The sequence below is a fragment of the Mesobacillus subterraneus genome (assembly GCF_020524355.2).
In the GTDB taxonomy this organism is placed as follows: Bacteria; Bacillota; Bacilli; order Bacillales; family Cytobacillaceae; genus Mesobacillus; species Mesobacillus subterraneus_C.
Map to the genome: position 1 here is coordinate 2,853,987 of NZ_CP129019.1, position 16,330 is coordinate 2,870,316.

Genomic DNA, 16,330 nt, shown 5'->3' on the forward strand with positions numbered 1-16,330 from the left:
TTTTCAAAATACATATGCTAAAATCATGTTGATAAGAAAAGCGTAAGTTCCTTCTTCAGCCCCGACAAGCGCTGGAGGGCCTGCCAGTGAAGTGCAGGACGGGTCCAGGCACTGAAGCTATACACTTTTCGAAGAAATCTATACATCCTTTGTTGTTAGATAGTCAAATGCAAAAGAATTGATTTGGAGGTAAATTAATGGATTTTCCAATGGGCAAAATAGAAGAAATCAAACTTCAAAGCAAGGAACTCGGGGAAGAAGTGCTTATGCTGGTATACTTGCCTGCCAACTATTCTCCCTTATATAAATATTCATTACTTATCGCACAGGATGGGCGGGACTATTTCCAACTCGGCAGGATTGGAAGGATTGCTGATGAGCTCCTTGGCAAAAAGGAAATTGAAAACGTCATCATCGTGGGAATACCATATGCATCCGTCGAGGATAGACGGCGAAAGTACCATCCAAATGGAGAACAGCACCAAGCCTATATTCGTTTTCTGGCTCATGAGCTTGTTCCTTATTTAGATGAACAATATCCTACCTACCAAATGGGCATGGGCCGTGCATTGATTGGTGATTCACTCGCAGCTACAGTTTCCTTGCTTGCCGCGCTCCAGTATCCGCACACATTTGGAAAAGTGCTTCTTCAATCACCTTATGTTAACGAGGATGTTTTCACGGCTGTGAAAGACTTCCGGCAACCTGAATTGCTCCAAATTTATCATACGGTTGGCGAGCAAGAAACAGTCGTAAAAACGACTTCTTCTAATAGCAAGGACTTTTTAACGCCGAACAGGGAGCTGTCGAGGATTTTTAAGGAACGGGGATATGGCTATTTTTACAATGAGTTCGAGGGAAATCATACATGGACCCATTGGCAGCCAGACCTCAAGCGGGCATTTAGACATGTGTTTTCCTAATCCAGGCTTCTTTATATTATCTATTTAGAAAATTTGTTATAATGAATGGTAAATCATAATATAGGTTTTCAGAAAATCGCTAGGCATCACACTAATGAAACGGGGGTATCTCAGATGAAATTCGGTATTGTCATTTTTCCATCGAAGAAAATCCAGGATTTTGCAAATTCAATGAGACGTCGTTACGATCCGCACTATGCGTTAATCCCGCCTCACGTAACTTTAAAGTCCTCCTTTGAAGCAACGGAGGAAGAAATCAAGGAAATCGCGAATAAACTCGATTCAATCGCCAGGAATTTCAGACCAGTCAACATCAAGGTCACTAAGATTGGTTCCTTTAAGCCCGTTAACAATGTAATCTACTTAAAGATTGAATCACCTGAAGACTTGGAAAATCTTCATAATGAACTAAATGCAACCTTTGACGGTAATCAAGAGTATAACTTTGTACCTCATATCACTATCGGGCAGAAAATGTCTGACGATGAACATTCCGACGTTTATGGTTCATTGAGAATGACAAAAGTGCAATTTGAGGATACCGCCGACAGAATCCACCTATTATACCAGTTGGATAATGGATCGTGGACGGTATATGAAACATTCAGGCTCGGAAAGGAATAATCTATCGTGGAAGTGAAAATTGTAAACAACGATCAAGAATTAGCAGATGCATTCGAAGTACGTAAGTCAGTATTCATTCATGAACAAAATGTACCGGAAGAAGAAGAACTAGATCAATTCGAATCGGATTCTGTTCATTTTGTATTATATGATAATAACCTCAAAGCAGCTGGTGCAGGGAGATTCCGTGTACTGGATGGAATCGGCAAGGTAGAACGGATTTGTGTTTTAAAGGAGAACCGCAAAACAGGTGCTGGAGTTGCGGTCATGAATAAAATCGAGGAATATGCCAAGTCACAAGGCATCTCAACCTTGAAATTGAACGCACAAACACATGCCATCCCCTTTTACTCCAGGCTAGGATATGTAACGGTATCAGAAGAATTCATGGATGCTGGTATCCCACATAAAACGATGAAAAAATCCATTTAAATTTACTGAAACTCCATTCTTATATGAGTGGAGTTTTTTTGAATAACAAAAAGGCACCACAGCTGAGTTTAGATTGACTCGCTGTAGTGCCTTCCTTTTCCTGTTAATTCAGCATATGCCTGGCTGACCACTGAAGGATTTACCTTCTTTTTATAAACCCGATCCATATTAGAAAAGCTTATATCAGAGGCCGCCAGCTGCATTCTAGCCACAGGCTGATGGTCTTTCCGCTTTTGCATTGGTGCAACGGCTTGCTCTTGTTGTTCCTGCCCCTGTTCTACAGGATCTTCTTTACGGATCCTTGCAATTTTATTAATCTGGAAAGGATCATAATCTGTCCCTATTTCACGCTCAGCATATTGTATATATTGATAATTTGTCACTGGAAGAATGTATCCCATTTTGGTATCCCCCAAGTATAATTATTTATTTCTTACTATATTCTTCTATTGCATTTCCCTGTTTATGACCGTATTAAACTGCTAATTTTATAATTTTCCCGCGTTATCCACAAAGTAAATATGGATAGCGAAAACACCTTTTGTTAAAAATCTTATTCTGCTATGATAGAGATTGTGCTATTTTTGGTCGGAGATGAGGGATAACATGAAAACAGCCATGTATAATCAACAGATAATAAGCCTCGAACATTATAATCGTGCGGATTTTCAAAAGCTTTATGATGACGGAAAAAGAGGGATGCTTACTTGCAGTGTATGCGGCAGTCCTGTCCGCCTTTACCTCGGCATAAAGGACACGCCCCATTTCTATCATCACCTCACCGCAAAAGGAGATTGCAGTGAGCAAAATGAATTCTCCCCTTCCGTTCAACCTTCCGGGGAAGGTGAATATATCGAACGAAATGGTTTCCGGATCCCGAAGGCCCGTTCCATTACGGCTGAAGCAGATAGAGAGGAAAAATTCATATTCCCGCGGGAAGTAAAGATTCCTTCACCTTTTAATCCTCATCCACCGGCTAAGCCTGGGCTTAAGTTGAATTATTTAAAACAGCTTAAAGAAGCCGGCATCCATTTTGATGGCAACCAGGAGAAGGCTGTAGTTTTAACAGAAGGGCCATTGTTGATTTTAGCGGGTGCCGGGAGTGGAAAGACGAGAGTGCTGACAGCGAGAACCGCGTTCATGATGGAAGAAAAGAAAATCGATCCAGGTTCTATCATGCTTGTTACCTTTACAGCAAAGGCTGCCGCTGAAATGAAGAAACGGATTGCCCTTTACCCGGGAATGTCCCCAGCTAAGGTTAACCAGCTGATTGCTGGCACCTTCCATAGTATTTTCTATCGAATCCTTTGTTTTCATGAACGTGAAAAATGGTCTTCTGACAAGCTGCTGAAGAAAGAATGGCAGCGGGAACAGATTTTAAAGGAGGCTGGACGAAAGCTCCAGCTGGATGAAAAAGAGTTTGCCTATGACCTGGCACTTCAGCAAATCGGTTTATGGAAAAACACGATGATCATGCCACACGAAGTTAAGCCAGATTCCCCATGGGAAGAAAAGGTGGCTTTGCTGTATAAAGACTATGAATCTGCTAAAGACAGGCAAAGACTATTCGACTTTGATGACATGCTTCTCGGCTGTTATAAGCTTTTTAAGGAAAAACCTGAAATACTGGTAAACTATCAAAATCGTTTTAACTATTTTTTAATAGATGAGTTCCAGGATATTAATAAAGTTCAATATGAACTTATGAGAATGCTCTCTGAAAAGAATGGAAATGTTTGCGCTGTCGGCGATGACGACCAGTCAATCTATTCCTTCCGAGGCAGTGACCCTGCCTACCTGTTTAACTTTAAGACAGATTTTAAACATACGAAAACAATCATTCTAAACCAAAATTACCGTTCGCCTCATGAGATTGTCGAGACAGCGAACACATTAATTTCTGCCAATCTCACCCGTCATGAAAAGGAAATGAGCGCTCAATTTTCCGGTGAACGTCCGCCGGTAATCCTCCATCCCTTCGATGAAGAAGAAGAAGCAACGATGATTCTGACAGATATAAAAGAACGGATCCAACAAGGAAAACGTCCCGGTGATTTTGCCATCCTGTTCCGGACGAATGCAGCCAGTCGTGCAGTATTCGAGAGGCTGGCAAACTCAAGCTTGCCCTTCCGTCTTGATCAGGATATCGAATCCTTCTACGAGCGTTTCATCGTCAAAGGAATGCTGTCTTTCCTGAGGCTGAGCATGAATCCTGACGACTCAGAGGCTATCAAAAACATTCTGCCATCACTATTTTTAAAGCAGACGATTTTCCGGGATTTACAGGCGAATAGCATCCTGAACGATTGTTCCATGCTTGAAGCACTTACCCATGTGAAAACGGGCTTTGCCTTCCAAGAGCAAAAGCTGAAAAAGCTCATACCGATTGTACGCTCTCTGGCTTCCCTGTCACCGATAGCGGCAATTGATACCGTCGAAAAGGATCTTGGATATCAAGACTTTATCAAAAAGCGCGGAAATGAAGGAAACCAGCTTGAAAAGGGATCAGACGACATCCGGGATTTAAAAGTAGCAGCACGCAATTTTAAAACCATCGGAGAATTCATCGAGCATGCTGACCATATGACAGCCATGAACGCTGAAATCAAACGGAGCAGCAGGAAACTGACTGATGCCATCACATTAAGCACCATTCATCGAGCCAAAGGGTTAGAATATGGAATTGTCTATATAATTGGTACCGTCGACGGAAGCATCCCTCATGATTACGCTTTGGATGCCTATCGCAATGGAGACCTCCAGCCTCTCGAAGAAGAACGCCGGCTTCTATATGTGGCGGTAACAAGGGCAGAAAAGAACTTATTCATTTCCGTTCCACAAAGAAGGCGTGGAAGAAAAGCTAATCCATCCCGTTTTTTATCCAATATAAAATAACAAAAAGCGCAAGCGCCTTGTCCAGCCCCGACAAGCGCTGGAGGGCCGACCAGAGAAGTCGTTCTTTGACTTCATTGGGCGGACCGAAGCGACTCGAGGGGCTAGGCGCTGGAGCTGGATCAAAAAACTTCATAGAGTTCTCCACAACTTAATAACTTTGAAATTGCTAGACAAGAGAAAAATACCAAACCAGGACCTGGGGATATAACTCAGGTCCTGGTTTGGTATTCAAGGATTACTTTTTGTTGATCATCTTTGAGATTTGGCCAAAGTCAAGCTGCTTTCCATCCTTAACAATGGATTGTACAATCTTGTCTTCCATTTCTTTATTCACCGGCTTGTTAGCCATTTTGGAAACTCTGCGGATCACGCCTCTCACCGTTTGCTCATCTTTAAAGTTCGCATTTTGTAGTGAATTCGCCAGCTCAAATACATCATTCATATTTACGCCAGTCTTTTTCTCTATATTCTTGAAGAAATTATTATCCATATAAATCACGCCTCCTTCTTTAACTACTCTATAGTATGAAGGAAGCAAAAAATGGTGAAAGAGATCCATAAAAAATCAGCATTAGTTCATGCAGAAAAAAGCTGTTCCGGTTTGGAACAGCTTTTCCTTCTCTTTCTTAGCTGTAGAAGCTGGCTCCTACAATAATCAACAAAATGAACAAAACGACAATCAATACGAAAGTGGAGCCTCCGTATCCGCCACCGCCGTAGCCGTAGCCGCCGCCACACCAACCGTAGCTCATTCTTCTTCACCTCACTTTTTATTACTCAATAGCAATATATGTGAGGCTTAACGAAAATGTATGGGCGAGCCCCCAGCCATTTATAAAAGCTTGGGTTAAATTTGATCAAAGTCCGGGAAATGACTCGATATAAATTCATCATATAGATCAAGATTGAGCTTTTGGTTTGAATCAATTTCTGCAAAAAATACTTGACGCGGCTCATATCCTTTTTCGTGAATCTTATCTATCAATGTATCTCGATTCAAACCAGCGCGCCTTAAGTTTTCATTGATTAATTCACCGTCGATCAAAACCGTCACCGGTGGAGACTCTTCTTTCACTTTGATTCCAATATCTTCATACTTTACAGGCTGCTTGGCTTTTTTCAATAAAACACTCAGTTCACCATTCGAATCAAGCGAAGCAAACTCTACATCAGCCACTTTGAATACACTTTTCTTGCGGAGTTGTTCCAGGAGTTCATCTATGCTATATTTTTCCTTACGCATATTTTTCTCGAGAATATTGCCATTTTCAATGAATGTAGTTGATTTCCCCTCAACTACATTGCGAAAGGCTCTGCTTTTTAAGGATATCGTGGAAATTGCCAAAGGGACGAACGACCAGACAACCAGACTGGTAATTCCATCCCTTAAGCTCAAATCAGGATCCATCGCTAATGTACCGGCAATATCTCCTACAGTGATGCCAACGATATATTCAAAAAAAGACAGACTTGATAATTGCTTTTTCCCAAGGAGTTTTGTAATGACAAATAATCCCACAATCAGCAATATGGATCGTATGATAGTCCTAAAAATATCCGGCATTAGATCATCATCCCTTTAGACACAGTTTCAGCCTTTTGGCTTAAAAATAAGGGCGCCGATAAAACCGAAAATTACAGCAGCCGAAATACCTGAACTTGTGATTTCAAACATGCCTGTCAGGACACCAACCAGACCGTGTTGTTCCGCTTCCTGAAGCGCTCCGTGAACAAGCGAATTCCCAAAGCTTGTGATGGGAATCGTAGCCCCTGCACCTGCGAAATCAATCAAAGGTTCATAAAGTCCAAATCCATCCAGGACAGCCCCAATAACGACAAGCAGGCTCATCGTATGCCCTGGTGTCAATTTCGCGATATCAAACATTAGCTGACCAAATACACAGATTAAGCCTCCGACAACAAAAGCCCAGAAAAACATAGGTAGCAAAGCGATTCCTCCTTTCTAGTTCATTTCAATTGAGACAGCATGGGCTATACATGGAATGGTTTCTTTTTGCTGAAATGACAGTGGTGATAAAAGAGCCCCTGTTGCAACAACAAGAATTTTCTTATAGACACCTTTTTTCATTTGATTCAATAAGTGACCATACAGTACCGAGGCTGAACATCCAGCTCCGCTGCCGCCAGATTGGACCGGCTGTTCATCGCTATAAATCATCAAACCGCAATCCTTAAATTGTTCCTTGGTTATATTCAGTCCAGAATGCTGCAAAAGTTCGTATGTTGTAGCCTGCCCTATTCTTCCAAGATCACCTGTTACAACTAAATCATAATACGATGGTTCACGATTCATATCTTTGAAGTGAGCAATGATTGTGTCCGCTGCTGCAGGCGCCATTGCCCCACCCATGTTAAAGGGATCAGAAATTCCCATATCCACTACTTTCCCGATAGTGGCAGAGGTGGTGACGATTTTCCCCTGTTTATCCATGTTATCAGTGACCACTGCAGCTCCTCCTCCGGTTACTGTCCATTGCGCTGTCGGTGGCTTTTGTCCGCCATATTCTGTAGGGTAGCGAAATTGTTTTTCTGCTGCCGAATTGTGGCTTGAAGCACCTGTTACAGCCTTTTTTGCTCCCTTGTAGTTCACGATGAATGATGCCAGAGCAAGACCCTCCATTGAGGTAGAGCAAGCACCAAAGAGACCAAAATAAGGGATTTCCATCGTCCTTGCCGTGAAACTCGTCGGAGTAATCTGATTGATTAAATCGCCGGCGAGCATGAACTGCATGTCCTCTTTATTGAAGTTTCCCTTTTGCAAAGCTGATTTAATTGCTTCTTCAAGTAAAACTCTATGAGCTTTTTCGTATGAATCCTCCCCCATCCACAAATCGTCATGAAGGACATCAAAGTCAGCCGCGAGTTTTCCCTCAGCTTCAAAAGGACCGACGGATGTGCCCCATGATTCAATGGCAGGCCGGTTGCCAAATTGCCATGACTGTTTTCCAATCAACATTACAGCACCCCCATCATTATCAGCAAAGTTTTTACAAGTGCAACGACAAAGGCTGCAAAGACTCCAAAAAGGATTACTGATCCTGCTAATTTGAACATATTTCCTCCGACACCAAGAACAAAGCCCTCAGTTCGATGCTCAATCGCTGCCGAAATGACGGAATTTCCAAAGCCAGTCACCGGTACTGCACTACCTGCTCCTGCGAATTGACCGATATGGTCATAGACTCCGAATCCAGTTAGCAGCATAGAAAGGAAAATCATCGTAGCAACCGTGGGATTTCCGGCTGTTTGCTCGGTAAAATTAAAAAAGTATATATAAAAATAGGTTATTGCCTGACCAATGGTGCAGATCAAACCACCAACTAAAAATGCTTTGATGCAATTTTTAACCACTGGGCGTTTAAGTTCATGTTTTTGTTCCAGCTGTTGATATTTCTGCTGCTCAGGTGTTAATTTTTGCTTTTGTTTATCCCCCATTTCACCCATCCTTTCTTAAGTTAATTCTTTTTTCAAAGAAATAATCCGCTGCAATTGTTCCTCTGCTTTTTTATCTGGAAAGGACGGATCTTTCATTCTCTCCCTAAGCTCGACTGCTTCAATAAAAATTTTATAATCACTTGAAACAATGAAATCATCATCAGGATAATTCTTTTCCAGTTTCTTATTGATTTCTTTTTCAATCCGCTTCATGCCAAATCGCTTCAAGTGCTTGACCTTATATGCCACCAAAATGTCCTCTTTACCTACAATGACGGCAACATCATAAATTTCATCAAGGGCAGCGATATCTTTCTTGACCTTCTTAGCCAGTTTGATATTCTTCTCGTCAAGGTCATTTGTCGCTCCTGGGTCTGGATTGACTGACTGAATCATTGATTTCCTGCTATCTGGAGATGTTTTTCCAAAAGAAGTACAGCCAGCTATGCCGGCACCAATCAGCATGGATACCGCTAAAACGCTTACAGCATTTTTTATATTCATCATTAATCCCTTCCTATGCTTCATCTGATAAGTTAAAAGTATTTTCCACGTCCAAAACAAAATTTATGATTTTTTTAAAGTGGGTTTTTATTCCAGTTAAGGTGAAGAGGATTCTTTTGCCTTCTTGGCAGCAACTTTGCTATTGAGCTGATCGAGAACTATTTAAGCCCGTCCATGAGAAAGTGATTCCTTGTTGTTTTTTATAGCCTTCCCAATTCAGCGTAATCTAGGACAAAAAATCCAATAGTCCTGTTCAGCCCCGACAAGCGCTGCCCGCTGAAAGCACCACGTACTGTAGCTGGCAACACTAGCACATCGTGTTCCTCAGAGGGCTCCCAGTGAAGTCGCTCTTTGACTTCATTGGCAGGACAGAAACGTCTCGAGGGGCTAGGAGATGTATCTAGGTTAGATATCCACATCTAAATAAATTTATAATTTCCTTGATTACAACTAAAAACGCCTGCCAGAAAGTTTGGCAGACGCTGTTTTATGCTCTTTTTTTCTTTTTTCCGCAACCGCAGCCTCGTTTTTTTCGCACTCGGCGGGCTGAAGTATTACTTTTGGATACAGTTGAATCCTTGTCGCTTTTTGGGTTTTGCTTTTCTTCCATGAATACATCCCCTTTATTAAAGAGTCCATATTGTAGTTTATGACCAAGTATTCAAAGGGGTTCTGGACGGACTCACTAATTTAGGTTTGTGATGCTGTTCAGTCTTTAATGAAATGATGCTGAATCACTGAAGCGATACCGGCGATTCCCAGCACTGTGATGACTGGCATTGAAAGATGTGGTATCAATTCATAGCCAGCATATAGGAAAGAAGTTGCCCAAATACCAGTACACCAGTGGCAGCTTAATAGCTCCCCCATCCAATATTTAATTCCCTCTCCTTTAATTTCTATATAAGTTTCCGTACTGCCATCCTCCATGATTTCCTCCACAGAATGATGAAATGGTGCTCGAAGGAATTCAGTGATTGTATCGTAAACAATGAGCCTCGTCAGACGAAAGCTCGCAAATACAAGAAGACATAAATCCAGCCAACTACCCATTCGTTACACCACCTGAGTTGAATGAAGTCAATACAGCTTATGCAGGGCGAATCCCTATGTATAGGCCCTGAGCCCGTCCGCTCTTGTCATGAATTTTTATTAGGAATCATGTTGAAAATTAGACAAACACCCACACCAATAGGAGGGCAATTCATATTCTATTAAGGACAATAGGTCATATCAACTAAAAGGAGATGAATTATATGTCTTGTGGAAAAAGAAAATTTGACACAGATAGTTGTGTAGCGGATATTTTAAAGCGAGTTGCAGACGCTCAAGACGAAGTTGACAACGATGAAGGTGATTGTGACGTCAGCTGCCATAAATCCATCCAGGATCTTCTTGCGGGAGCAACTACGCCATCTACTTTCGATACAATTCCGCTAATCTTGTACTGCAAATGCGAACCATTCCTTGGTACAGGTGTTCAGCTGCTTAGAAGAAACGGCACTTCTCAATCATTACGCTGCATCGAATCATACTTCTTCCGTGTCACCAAAGTAGATGACAACTGCGCAAAGCTTGAGTTGCTGACGACAACTGATGATCCAAATGGCTTACACAAATGTGCAGATCCATGCAGCCAAATCAATGGAGAAAGAACTACTTTCTACAGAACTGGCATCTGTATGACAGTAGACCTTGACTGCTTCTGCGCAGTGGTTTGCTTAGATCCAGTAGCTACAGAAGATCTATAAGAAAAGGAATAGGGGCTGCCAAAAGGGTAGCCCTTTCCTTTTATAAACCGCTGATCTTGATATCCTTGATTTCGTTAATGAGTATACTAATTGGCTTTCTCTTATTTCGCGGAAAGATACGGATATACTCCTCATCTTTTGATAAAAAGTATCCTACAAACTTATTTTCCGTTGTAATGAAACTATACTGGATTTTTACAATCGATGCTGGAAACTGCTCCAGGTAATCGATCTTTTCTGTGATGGACATGTCCTTAAACGGCTTCTTCTCCGTTTCTTCGGTTTCGTCTTCTCTATTTTCCATTTTGATATCTGCAGAGTCTGCTGTCACTGGAATATCTCCAGTGCCTTTTTCATTCTGTTGAAGCCCAACCTCTTCTATTTGCTCACGATCATCGAATATGAATTTTTCTTGCATGCTTGTTGAAACATCTCCATAAGTCCGCTGGTCAATATATAACAGTGGGTTCAATCGTTTTTTTCTACGGGCCATTTTCAAACCTCCCGGGTCGATTCAATTAGTCTATTTATGTTTATGCAGGACATTTACCCAGGGTTAAAACTTTTTTCAAACACATGAAAAGCCCGCTTGAAATTTCAAGCGGGCTTCACATAATGTGCTTTATAAGATATGAAAACCTGAATCGACATGAATATTTTCACCAGTAATCCCGCGGGACATGTCACTGAACAGGAATACAGCTGTGTCTCCGACTTCTTCAGGAGTTGTGTTGCGGCGAAGCGGAGCTCTTTCTTCGATTTCTTTCAAGATTGAATTAAAATCACTTACACCTTTGGCAGATAGTGTACGGATGGGTCCTGCTGAAATGGAGTTCACACGGATATTGTCCTTCCCCAAGTCTGCTGCAAGGTAGCGGACGCTGGCATCAAGGGATGCTTTTGCTACACCCATGACATTGTAATTCGGTATCGCTCGTTCTCCTCCAAGATAAGTCAAAGTAACGATACTTCCGCCTTCTGACATGAGTTCCTTCGCTTCCTTGGCAACGGCTGTCAGTGAGTACGCGCTGATATTATGAGCTAACAGGAAGCCTTCGCGTGATACATTCATATAGTCCCCCTGCAGTTCATCTTTGTTCGCAAATGCGATACAGTGGGCAACTCCAGAAATCGTTCCAGCCGCTTCCTTAACCTCCCGGAAGCATTTTGCAACATCTTCATCGTTTGTAACGTCGCATGGCAATACTAAATAGTTCTCGTCCAATGATCCAGCAAGCTCACGTACACTTTTCTCCAGTCGCTCTCCTGCATACGTGAAGATCAAGTTTGCTCCTGCATTGTGAAGGGACTGGGCAATTCCCCAGGCTATGCTTCGTTTATTTGCAACACCCATTACTACATATGCTTTTCCGTTCAGTGAAAGAGTCATTTTTACTGTTCCCCCAATGTTAATACAAGTTATTAGTACCTAGTGCTAATTCTACACTATATCTTTTCATTTGAAAAGAAAAACCCGCCAATAAGGCGGGTTTAGATTTTAATTAACACCAGAAGCAGAATTCGAGTTCTCGTTTCAACTCATCCACGTACTCTTTCGAACCTGTCACAATCAAACGGTCATTAAGCCTCAATTCGGTATCTCCATGAGGAACGATTGATTCATTCTCACGTAAAATACGGACAAAAATGACATCTCCCGTGAATGGGAAGCGTCTAAGAGTCATGCCGTCAAAGTGATCATTAAGCATTCTGATTTCATGCAGGGAATTTTCCTGGTTAGTCAGGATAGTCATGACTCCAGGTGATTCAATCATCGCGCGCAACAGTGATTCAGTTGACCTAAGGACCGAGAAGACTTCGATTCCCTCTTCCTGTGCTTTTTCGGCAAGATCCGGACTTTCAATCCTGGCGATTACACGGTCGATTCCTTTTTCTTTCGCACTAACTGCAATTGTAGCATTCAAATCAGGATCCCCGGTGGATATCACGATAATATCCGCTTCATATACCTCATGCTTTTCCAGGGTTCCAATCTCGTAATTTTCCATTTCGATGATTTCGAAGACTGAATCAGCAATCTGCTTTTCAGCTTTTTCCTGCTTCGTATGAAAAATTACAGGCTCATACAAAGTAGATTGCAGCGCTCTAGAAACAGGGAGTGTCATCTGGTTTGCACCAATGAATGCCACTTTGACTTTAACTTCCTCTGCCTTCTCCTGAGGGAACAGCTTTTTAAATAAAATTGGTGTCAAAACACTCGAAATTACGGCAACTAATATCAAGGTCCCACTCATTTGTGGTGTAATCATTTCCATACGTTCCCCAATGGTTGCAGCTGCAATGACCAATGACAAGGTTGATGTCAGCAGGAAGCCTGCTGCCAAAACTGTTTTTGTGTCATACCATTTTTTCAACAGATATACAGGAATCAGCTTGGATAAAAATAATGCAATGAGTAACAATGGAATAAGCAGTAGCAGTTTTTTCTCACTGAACAACGACCAAATATCAAGTTCAACACCAACCATAACGAAGAAAATCGGAATAAGGAAACCATAGCCAAATGAATCAAGCTTATGGACCATTTCCTGATCGGGGGCAAGCAAGGAAACAAGCACACCTGCCAGGAAGGCCCCAAGGATATTTTCAGCACCTACTGTTTCTGAAATGGCAACCAGAAGAATGATAAGTGCAAAGACGGCTCGGGTTCCGATTTGCGTTGTTCCAGTGGAAAGCGCATCGATGAAGGTTCTATTTTTGAAGACCCGTCCGATAAAATACAGGCCAACCCCTGCTGCGAACAGAACGAGCAGCAACCATGTATTTCCTTCTCCTCCGTCATAAATAGAGACGAAAACTGCAAGCAGGATCATTGTTGCCAAATCGGCGATAACTGCAACCAATAAGATTGTCTGCCCAATATTTGTTTTCATTAAATGTGCGTCTTTCAATGTAGGAACGACCACACCCAAAGAAATCGTCGAAATGATCAATGTCATTAAAAAGACGTTCTCAATGAAGCCCGCGAGCACAAATAAATAGGATAATCCCAGTGATACGATGAAGATGCCAACAAAGATAATAGAAGCAACAACGAATGTATTAGGTTCTTTTTTATCACTTGCGTTCTTTTTATTGTTCTTTTTATTACCTGAAAAAGCGGTGAAGTCGATTTCCAACCCACTCAAGAACATCAGGAATAAGAAGCCTAATGTCGACAATGTGCCCAGCCAGGCATCTTCATGGACAATGTTAAAGCCGCTTTTACCAATGATCAAGCCCATGATGATTTCAGCAACTACGACTGGTATGAAATTCAATTTTAAACGGTGTAGTAAAATAGGTGTTAAAAATGCAACGATAATGACGATTACAAGTGATGTAATCGAAGCATGATGTCCCATCCTCTTCCCTCCTTTATTTTGTTAGATAACTCATAAATGCAGTTGCAATCCCGAAATAGATCAAGATGCTGATAATATCATTTATCGTTGTAATGAATGGTCCAGATGCCACAGCCGGGTCAATCTTAAGCCGGTGCATCAGCAAAGGCACAAGTGAACCCGCAAGTGTTGCAATGATTAGTGTAATGAAAATGGAGATGCCTACGAGGGCTCCGAGGAATAGTTCACCTTTCCAAAAATAGACGACGAATGTGATAAGGATACCGCAAACTGCACCAGTAATAAATCCAGTTCCCGCTTCCCTCAGGATAATATTCCATTTGCTCTCTTTCTCAAGATCCCCAGTTGCAATCCCCCTGACAGCTACAGCCAGTGCCTGTGTACCTGTATTACCCGCCATCCCGGCAATCAAGGGGATGAAAACAGCTAAAATAGCTACCTTATCCAATGTATCCTCAAATCTTCCAATAAGACTTGCTGTGAACATGCCCATAAAGAGCAAGATGATCAGCCATGGCAGACGCTTCTTTGCAGCGGTTAATGGATTTCTGTCAACGGTATCAAGATCTGCTATACCTGCCAGTTTTGAATAGTCATCTGATGCCTCTTCCTCCATAACGTCCATTATGTCATCAACAGTGATGATTCCGAGGAGATGATTTTGAAAGTCAACGACTGGAAGAGCGAGAAAATTATAATCTCTCATCATCCGTGCGACTTCTTCCTGGTCCTCCCCTACAGAAACGGAAACAACACGGTCATTCATAATCTCGGCAATCATGGTTTCATCATCTGCAACAATCAGGTCACGCAATGAAATAACACCAGCCAGTCTTTTATCTTCATCTACTACAAAGATATAGTAAATTGTCTCAGCCTGTGGCGCCTCTTTTTTCAGGATATACATCGCCGATCTGACAGTCTGGTTAGCAGAAATCGCAATGAATTCTGTCGTCATGATACTACCGGCTGTGTATTCCTCATAATGCAGCAAGTCCTTGATTTCTTGTGCTGCATCTTCATCCATGATCGTCAAATAACTGACAACCTGGTCTTTATCAAGCTCATTCAGCACATCGACAGCGTCATCCGCATACATATTCGATAGCATATCAGCCGCATAATTAGGATTCATTTGAGCCAGCACATCTTTAAAGTCTTCTTCATCTGATTCCAGATTTTCAAATAAGTCGACCATCTCTTCAGGCGAGAGGAAGTTATACACTTTCGCGCGCTCTTCATCTTTCAGTTCACCGAAAAAAGCTGCCTGATCGTACGGGTGCAGTTCTAAAAATTCCGCACGGAAATCATCAATTTTCTCAGAGTAAAGTGCTTCCATCAGCAGCTCTGTGTTTATCTGCTGTTTAGATGCCGAGTCTTGTCGTTCTTCAGACATCCACCTTACCCCCTTTCCTTTATGTACATTTCATTATACTAGCATTTATTAATTTCTTTGTCTTTTATCTACTCTTTTTCAATTAAAATTATTTGGGCAATATATAGTAAGATGCCAGTTTGTTTGAATTCAGTCTTTTCTCTTAACATACCCTTTTTTATTGTAAACTTGCCTTTTTTCCGATTCCAGGGAAGACTGAATAATTAAAGGAGGAATCCGAATTGAATCTTGATCTAATAGGCGATCTTCATGGCTGTTATGTTGAATTTGAAATACTCACCAAAAGACTTGGATACGACTGGAGCTCTGGCCTTCCGGTTCATCCCGGTGGACGGCACCTTGCTTTTGTCGGTGACCTGACTGACCGCGGACCAGAATCATTAAAAACCGCAAATCTGGTTTGGGAGTTAGTGGTAAATAAAAAATCCGCTTTCTATGTCCCCGGGAACCATTGCAATAAACTGTACCGCTATCTGTTAGGAAATAAAGTCCAGACGACTCATGGCCTTGAGACAACTGTTGCAGAGTTTATGTCGTTGAAACCAGAGCAGAAAAATGAGTTCCGTGAAAAATTCCTTCAATTATATGATTCTGCCCCTTTATACCACGTCCTCGACAAGGGCCGACTTGTGGTGGCGCATGCCGGGATCCGCGAAGATTACATCGGGAAAAGCAACTCTAAAGTAAAAACATTTGTCCTTTACGGTGACATCACAGGTCAAAGCAATCCAGACGGAACTCCTGTACGGCGTGATTGGGCTAGGAACTATCAAGGAAAAGCAATCATTGTTTATGGGCATACACCGGTCAAAGAGCCTAGAGTCATCAATAATACGTACAATATCGATACAGGAGTTGTTTTTGGCGGCAATTTGACAGCCCTGCGGTATCCTGAGATGGAACTAGTATCCGTTCCCTCTACCATGGCATTCGTTCCGGAAAAATTCAGGGAAATAAAATAATACCCCGTATTGAAAAAGCTAA

General features: G+C 41.9%; 20 protein-coding genes. 6 read left to right on the top strand and 14 right to left on the bottom strand.

The genetic code is table 11. The annotated features are described in order from the left end of the window. Nucleotides 1–197 precede the first annotated feature (197 nt). From LC048_RS14880 to LC048_RS14890, 3 genes are all read left to right on the top strand, one after another. Entirely contained in the window at nucleotides 198–923 is a 726-nt protein-coding gene (locus tag LC048_RS14880; protein WP_226600245.1) for an alpha/beta hydrolase, read from the top strand. Nucleotides 924–1,037: 114 nt separating this feature from the next. Next, complete coding sequence (locus LC048_RS14885; protein ID WP_226600244.1) at nucleotides 1,038–1,547, top strand: YjcG family protein; 510 nt, start codon at nucleotides 1,038–1,040, stop codon at nucleotides 1,545–1,547. Nucleotides 1,548–1,553: 6 nt separating this feature from the next. Further along, a complete protein-coding gene (locus LC048_RS14890; RefSeq protein WP_226600243.1) occupies nucleotides 1,554–1,979 on the top strand; it encodes a GNAT family N-acetyltransferase in 426 nt (141 codons plus the stop codon). A gap of 68 nt (nucleotides 1,980–2,047) precedes the next feature. On the opposite strand, the gene LC048_RS14895 is transcribed toward LC048_RS14890, so the two are convergent. Further along, on the bottom strand, nucleotides 2,048–2,380 hold the full coding sequence (locus LC048_RS14895) for a hypothetical protein (RefSeq protein WP_226600242.1): 333 nt from the start codon (nucleotides 2,378–2,380) through the stop codon (nucleotides 2,048–2,050). A gap of 205 nt (nucleotides 2,381–2,585) precedes the next feature. Between LC048_RS14895 and LC048_RS14900 the strand changes: the two genes are divergently transcribed. Beyond that, on the top strand, nucleotides 2,586–4,874 hold the full coding sequence (locus LC048_RS14900) for a UvrD-helicase domain-containing protein (RefSeq protein WP_226600241.1): 2,289 nt from the start codon (nucleotides 2,586–2,588) through the stop codon (nucleotides 4,872–4,874). A 235-nt stretch (nucleotides 4,875–5,109) separates the two neighbouring features. On the opposite strand, the gene LC048_RS14905 is transcribed toward LC048_RS14900, so the two are convergent. The 9 genes from LC048_RS14905 to LC048_RS14945 form a co-directional block, all read right to left on the bottom strand. Continuing rightward, nucleotides 5,110–5,364 (bottom strand): sporulation-specific transcription regulator SpoVIF, encoded by a 255-nt coding sequence (locus LC048_RS14905; RefSeq protein WP_226600240.1) that lies wholly within the window; start codon nucleotides 5,362–5,364, stop codon nucleotides 5,110–5,112. Nucleotides 5,365–5,500: 136 nt separating this feature from the next. Continuing rightward, nucleotides 5,501–5,626 (bottom strand): YjcZ family sporulation protein, encoded by a 126-nt coding sequence (locus tag LC048_RS14910; RefSeq protein ID WP_226600239.1) that lies wholly within the window; start codon nucleotides 5,624–5,626, stop codon nucleotides 5,501–5,503. Nucleotides 5,627–5,721: 95 nt separating this feature from the next. Next, on the bottom strand, nucleotides 5,722–6,438 hold the full coding sequence (locus tag LC048_RS14915) for a DUF421 domain-containing protein (RefSeq protein ID WP_226600238.1): 717 nt from the start codon (nucleotides 6,436–6,438) through the stop codon (nucleotides 5,722–5,724). Between the two features lie 27 nt (nucleotides 6,439–6,465). Beyond that, the gene (gene spoVAE, locus LC048_RS14920) at nucleotides 6,466–6,822 is read right to left on the bottom strand and encodes a stage V sporulation protein AE (RefSeq protein WP_214911541.1); all 357 of its coding nucleotides are present in this window, start codon (nucleotides 6,820–6,822) and stop codon (nucleotides 6,466–6,468) included. A gap of 15 nt (nucleotides 6,823–6,837) precedes the next feature. After that, nucleotides 6,838–7,851 (bottom strand): stage V sporulation protein AD, encoded by a 1,014-nt coding sequence (gene spoVAD, locus LC048_RS14925; protein ID WP_226600237.1) that lies wholly within the window; start codon nucleotides 7,849–7,851, stop codon nucleotides 6,838–6,840. Beyond that, complete coding sequence (gene spoVAC / locus LC048_RS14930; RefSeq protein ID WP_226600236.1) at nucleotides 7,851–8,330, bottom strand: stage V sporulation protein AC; 480 nt, start codon at nucleotides 8,328–8,330, stop codon at nucleotides 7,851–7,853. The genes spoVAD and spoVAC overlap by 1 nt, the downstream gene beginning before the upstream one ends. Before the next feature lie 15 nt (nucleotides 8,331–8,345). After that, nucleotides 8,346–8,837 (bottom strand): YhcN/YlaJ family sporulation lipoprotein, encoded by a 492-nt coding sequence (locus tag LC048_RS14935; RefSeq protein WP_226600235.1) that lies wholly within the window; start codon nucleotides 8,835–8,837, stop codon nucleotides 8,346–8,348. Nucleotides 8,838–9,321: 484 nt separating this feature from the next. Then, nucleotides 9,322–9,444, bottom strand: a complete 123-nt coding sequence (locus LC048_RS14940) for a hypothetical protein (RefSeq protein WP_264188093.1) — start codon at nucleotides 9,442–9,444, stop codon at nucleotides 9,322–9,324. A 98-nt stretch (nucleotides 9,445–9,542) separates the two neighbouring features. Then, a complete protein-coding gene (locus LC048_RS14945) occupies nucleotides 9,543–9,887 on the bottom strand; it encodes a DUF1360 domain-containing protein (RefSeq protein WP_226600234.1) in 345 nt (114 codons plus the stop codon). Nucleotides 9,888–10,090: 203 nt separating this feature from the next. Here LC048_RS14945 and LC048_RS14950 point away from each other — a divergent pair, with 203 nt between their 5' ends. Next, complete coding sequence (locus tag LC048_RS14950; protein ID WP_226600233.1) at nucleotides 10,091–10,585, top strand: CotY/CotZ family spore coat protein; 495 nt, start codon at nucleotides 10,091–10,093, stop codon at nucleotides 10,583–10,585. 40 nt (nucleotides 10,586–10,625) lie between these two features. Here the strand turns inward: LC048_RS14950 and LC048_RS14955 are convergent, their stop codons facing one another. The 4 genes from LC048_RS14955 to mgtE all read right to left on the bottom strand — a co-directional run bounded on the left by LC048_RS14955 (nucleotide 10,626) and on the right by mgtE (nucleotide 15,289). Further along, entirely contained in the window at nucleotides 10,626–11,078 is a 453-nt protein-coding gene (locus LC048_RS14955; protein WP_226600232.1) for a CotO family spore coat protein, read from the bottom strand. Nucleotides 11,079–11,207: 129 nt separating this feature from the next. Further along, nucleotides 11,208–11,975, bottom strand: a complete 768-nt coding sequence (fabI, locus tag LC048_RS14960; protein ID WP_226600231.1) for an enoyl-ACP reductase FabI — start codon at nucleotides 11,973–11,975, stop codon at nucleotides 11,208–11,210. Nucleotides 11,976–12,087: 112 nt separating this feature from the next. Further along, nucleotides 12,088–13,950: a monovalent cation:proton antiporter family protein gene (locus LC048_RS14965; protein ID WP_226600230.1), complete on the bottom strand. Its 1,863-nt coding sequence runs from the start codon at nucleotides 13,948–13,950 to the stop codon at nucleotides 12,088–12,090. Nucleotides 13,951–13,963: 13 nt separating this feature from the next. Next, nucleotides 13,964–15,289 (bottom strand): magnesium transporter, encoded by a 1,326-nt coding sequence (gene mgtE / locus LC048_RS14970; protein WP_371932068.1) that lies wholly within the window; start codon nucleotides 15,287–15,289, stop codon nucleotides 13,964–13,966. 278 nt (nucleotides 15,290–15,567) lie between these two features. On the opposite strand from mgtE, the gene prpE reads away from it, so the two are divergent. Then, on the top strand, nucleotides 15,568–16,308 hold the full coding sequence (gene prpE / locus LC048_RS14975; protein ID WP_226600228.1) for a bis(5'-nucleosyl)-tetraphosphatase PrpE: 741 nt from the start codon (nucleotides 15,568–15,570) through the stop codon (nucleotides 16,306–16,308). Nucleotides 16,309–16,330 lie beyond the last annotated feature (22 nt).

Bases quoted from the DNA above. Each gene is read 5' to 3' on its own strand.
- LC048_RS14905 (WP_226600240.1), bottom strand. From the start codon at position 5,364: ATGGATAATAATTTCTTCAAGAATATAGAGAAAAAGACTGGCGTAAAT.
- mgtE (WP_371932068.1), bottom strand. From the start codon at position 15,289: ATGGAAGCACTTTACTCTGAGAAAATTGATGATTTCCGTGCGGAATTT.
- LC048_RS14915 (WP_226600238.1), bottom strand. From the start codon at position 6,438: ATGCCGGATATTTTTAGGACTATCATACGATCCATATTGCTGATTGTG.
- spoVAC (WP_226600236.1), bottom strand. From the start codon at position 8,330: ATGGGGGATAAACAAAAGCAAAAATTAACACCTGAGCAGCAGAAATAT.
- LC048_RS14945 (WP_226600234.1), bottom strand. From the start codon at position 9,887: ATGGGTAGTTGGCTGGATTTATGTCTTCTTGTATTTGCGAGCTTTCGT.
- LC048_RS14955 (WP_226600232.1), bottom strand. From the start codon at position 11,078: ATGGCCCGTAGAAAAAAACGATTGAACCCACTGTTATATATTGACCAG.
- fabI (WP_226600231.1), bottom strand. From the start codon at position 11,975: ATGACTCTTTCACTGAACGGAAAAGCATATGTAGTAATGGGTGTTGCA.
- LC048_RS14935 (WP_226600235.1), bottom strand. From the start codon at position 8,837: ATGATGAATATAAAAAATGCTGTAAGCGTTTTAGCGGTATCCATGCTG.
- LC048_RS14880 (WP_226600245.1), top strand. From the start codon at position 198: ATGGATTTTCCAATGGGCAAAATAGAAGAAATCAAACTTCAAAGCAAG.
- LC048_RS14940 (WP_264188093.1), bottom strand. From the start codon at position 9,444: ATGGAAGAAAAGCAAAACCCAAAAAGCGACAAGGATTCAACTGTATCC.
- LC048_RS14895 (WP_226600242.1), bottom strand. From the start codon at position 2,380: ATGGGATACATTCTTCCAGTGACAAATTATCAATATATACAATATGCT.
- spoVAD (WP_226600237.1), bottom strand. From the start codon at position 7,851: ATGTTGATTGGAAAACAGTCATGGCAATTTGGCAACCGGCCTGCCATT.
- LC048_RS14950 (WP_226600233.1), top strand. From the start codon at position 10,091: ATGTCTTGTGGAAAAAGAAAATTTGACACAGATAGTTGTGTAGCGGAT.
- LC048_RS14900 (WP_226600241.1), top strand. From the start codon at position 2,586: ATGAAAACAGCCATGTATAATCAACAGATAATAAGCCTCGAACATTAT.
- LC048_RS14965 (WP_226600230.1), bottom strand. From the start codon at position 13,950: ATGGGACATCATGCTTCGATTACATCACTTGTAATCGTCATTATCGTT.
- LC048_RS14910 (WP_226600239.1), bottom strand. From the start codon at position 5,626: ATGAGCTACGGTTGGTGTGGCGGCGGCTACGGCTACGGCGGTGGCGGA.
- LC048_RS14885 (WP_226600244.1), top strand. From the start codon at position 1,038: ATGAAATTCGGTATTGTCATTTTTCCATCGAAGAAAATCCAGGATTTT.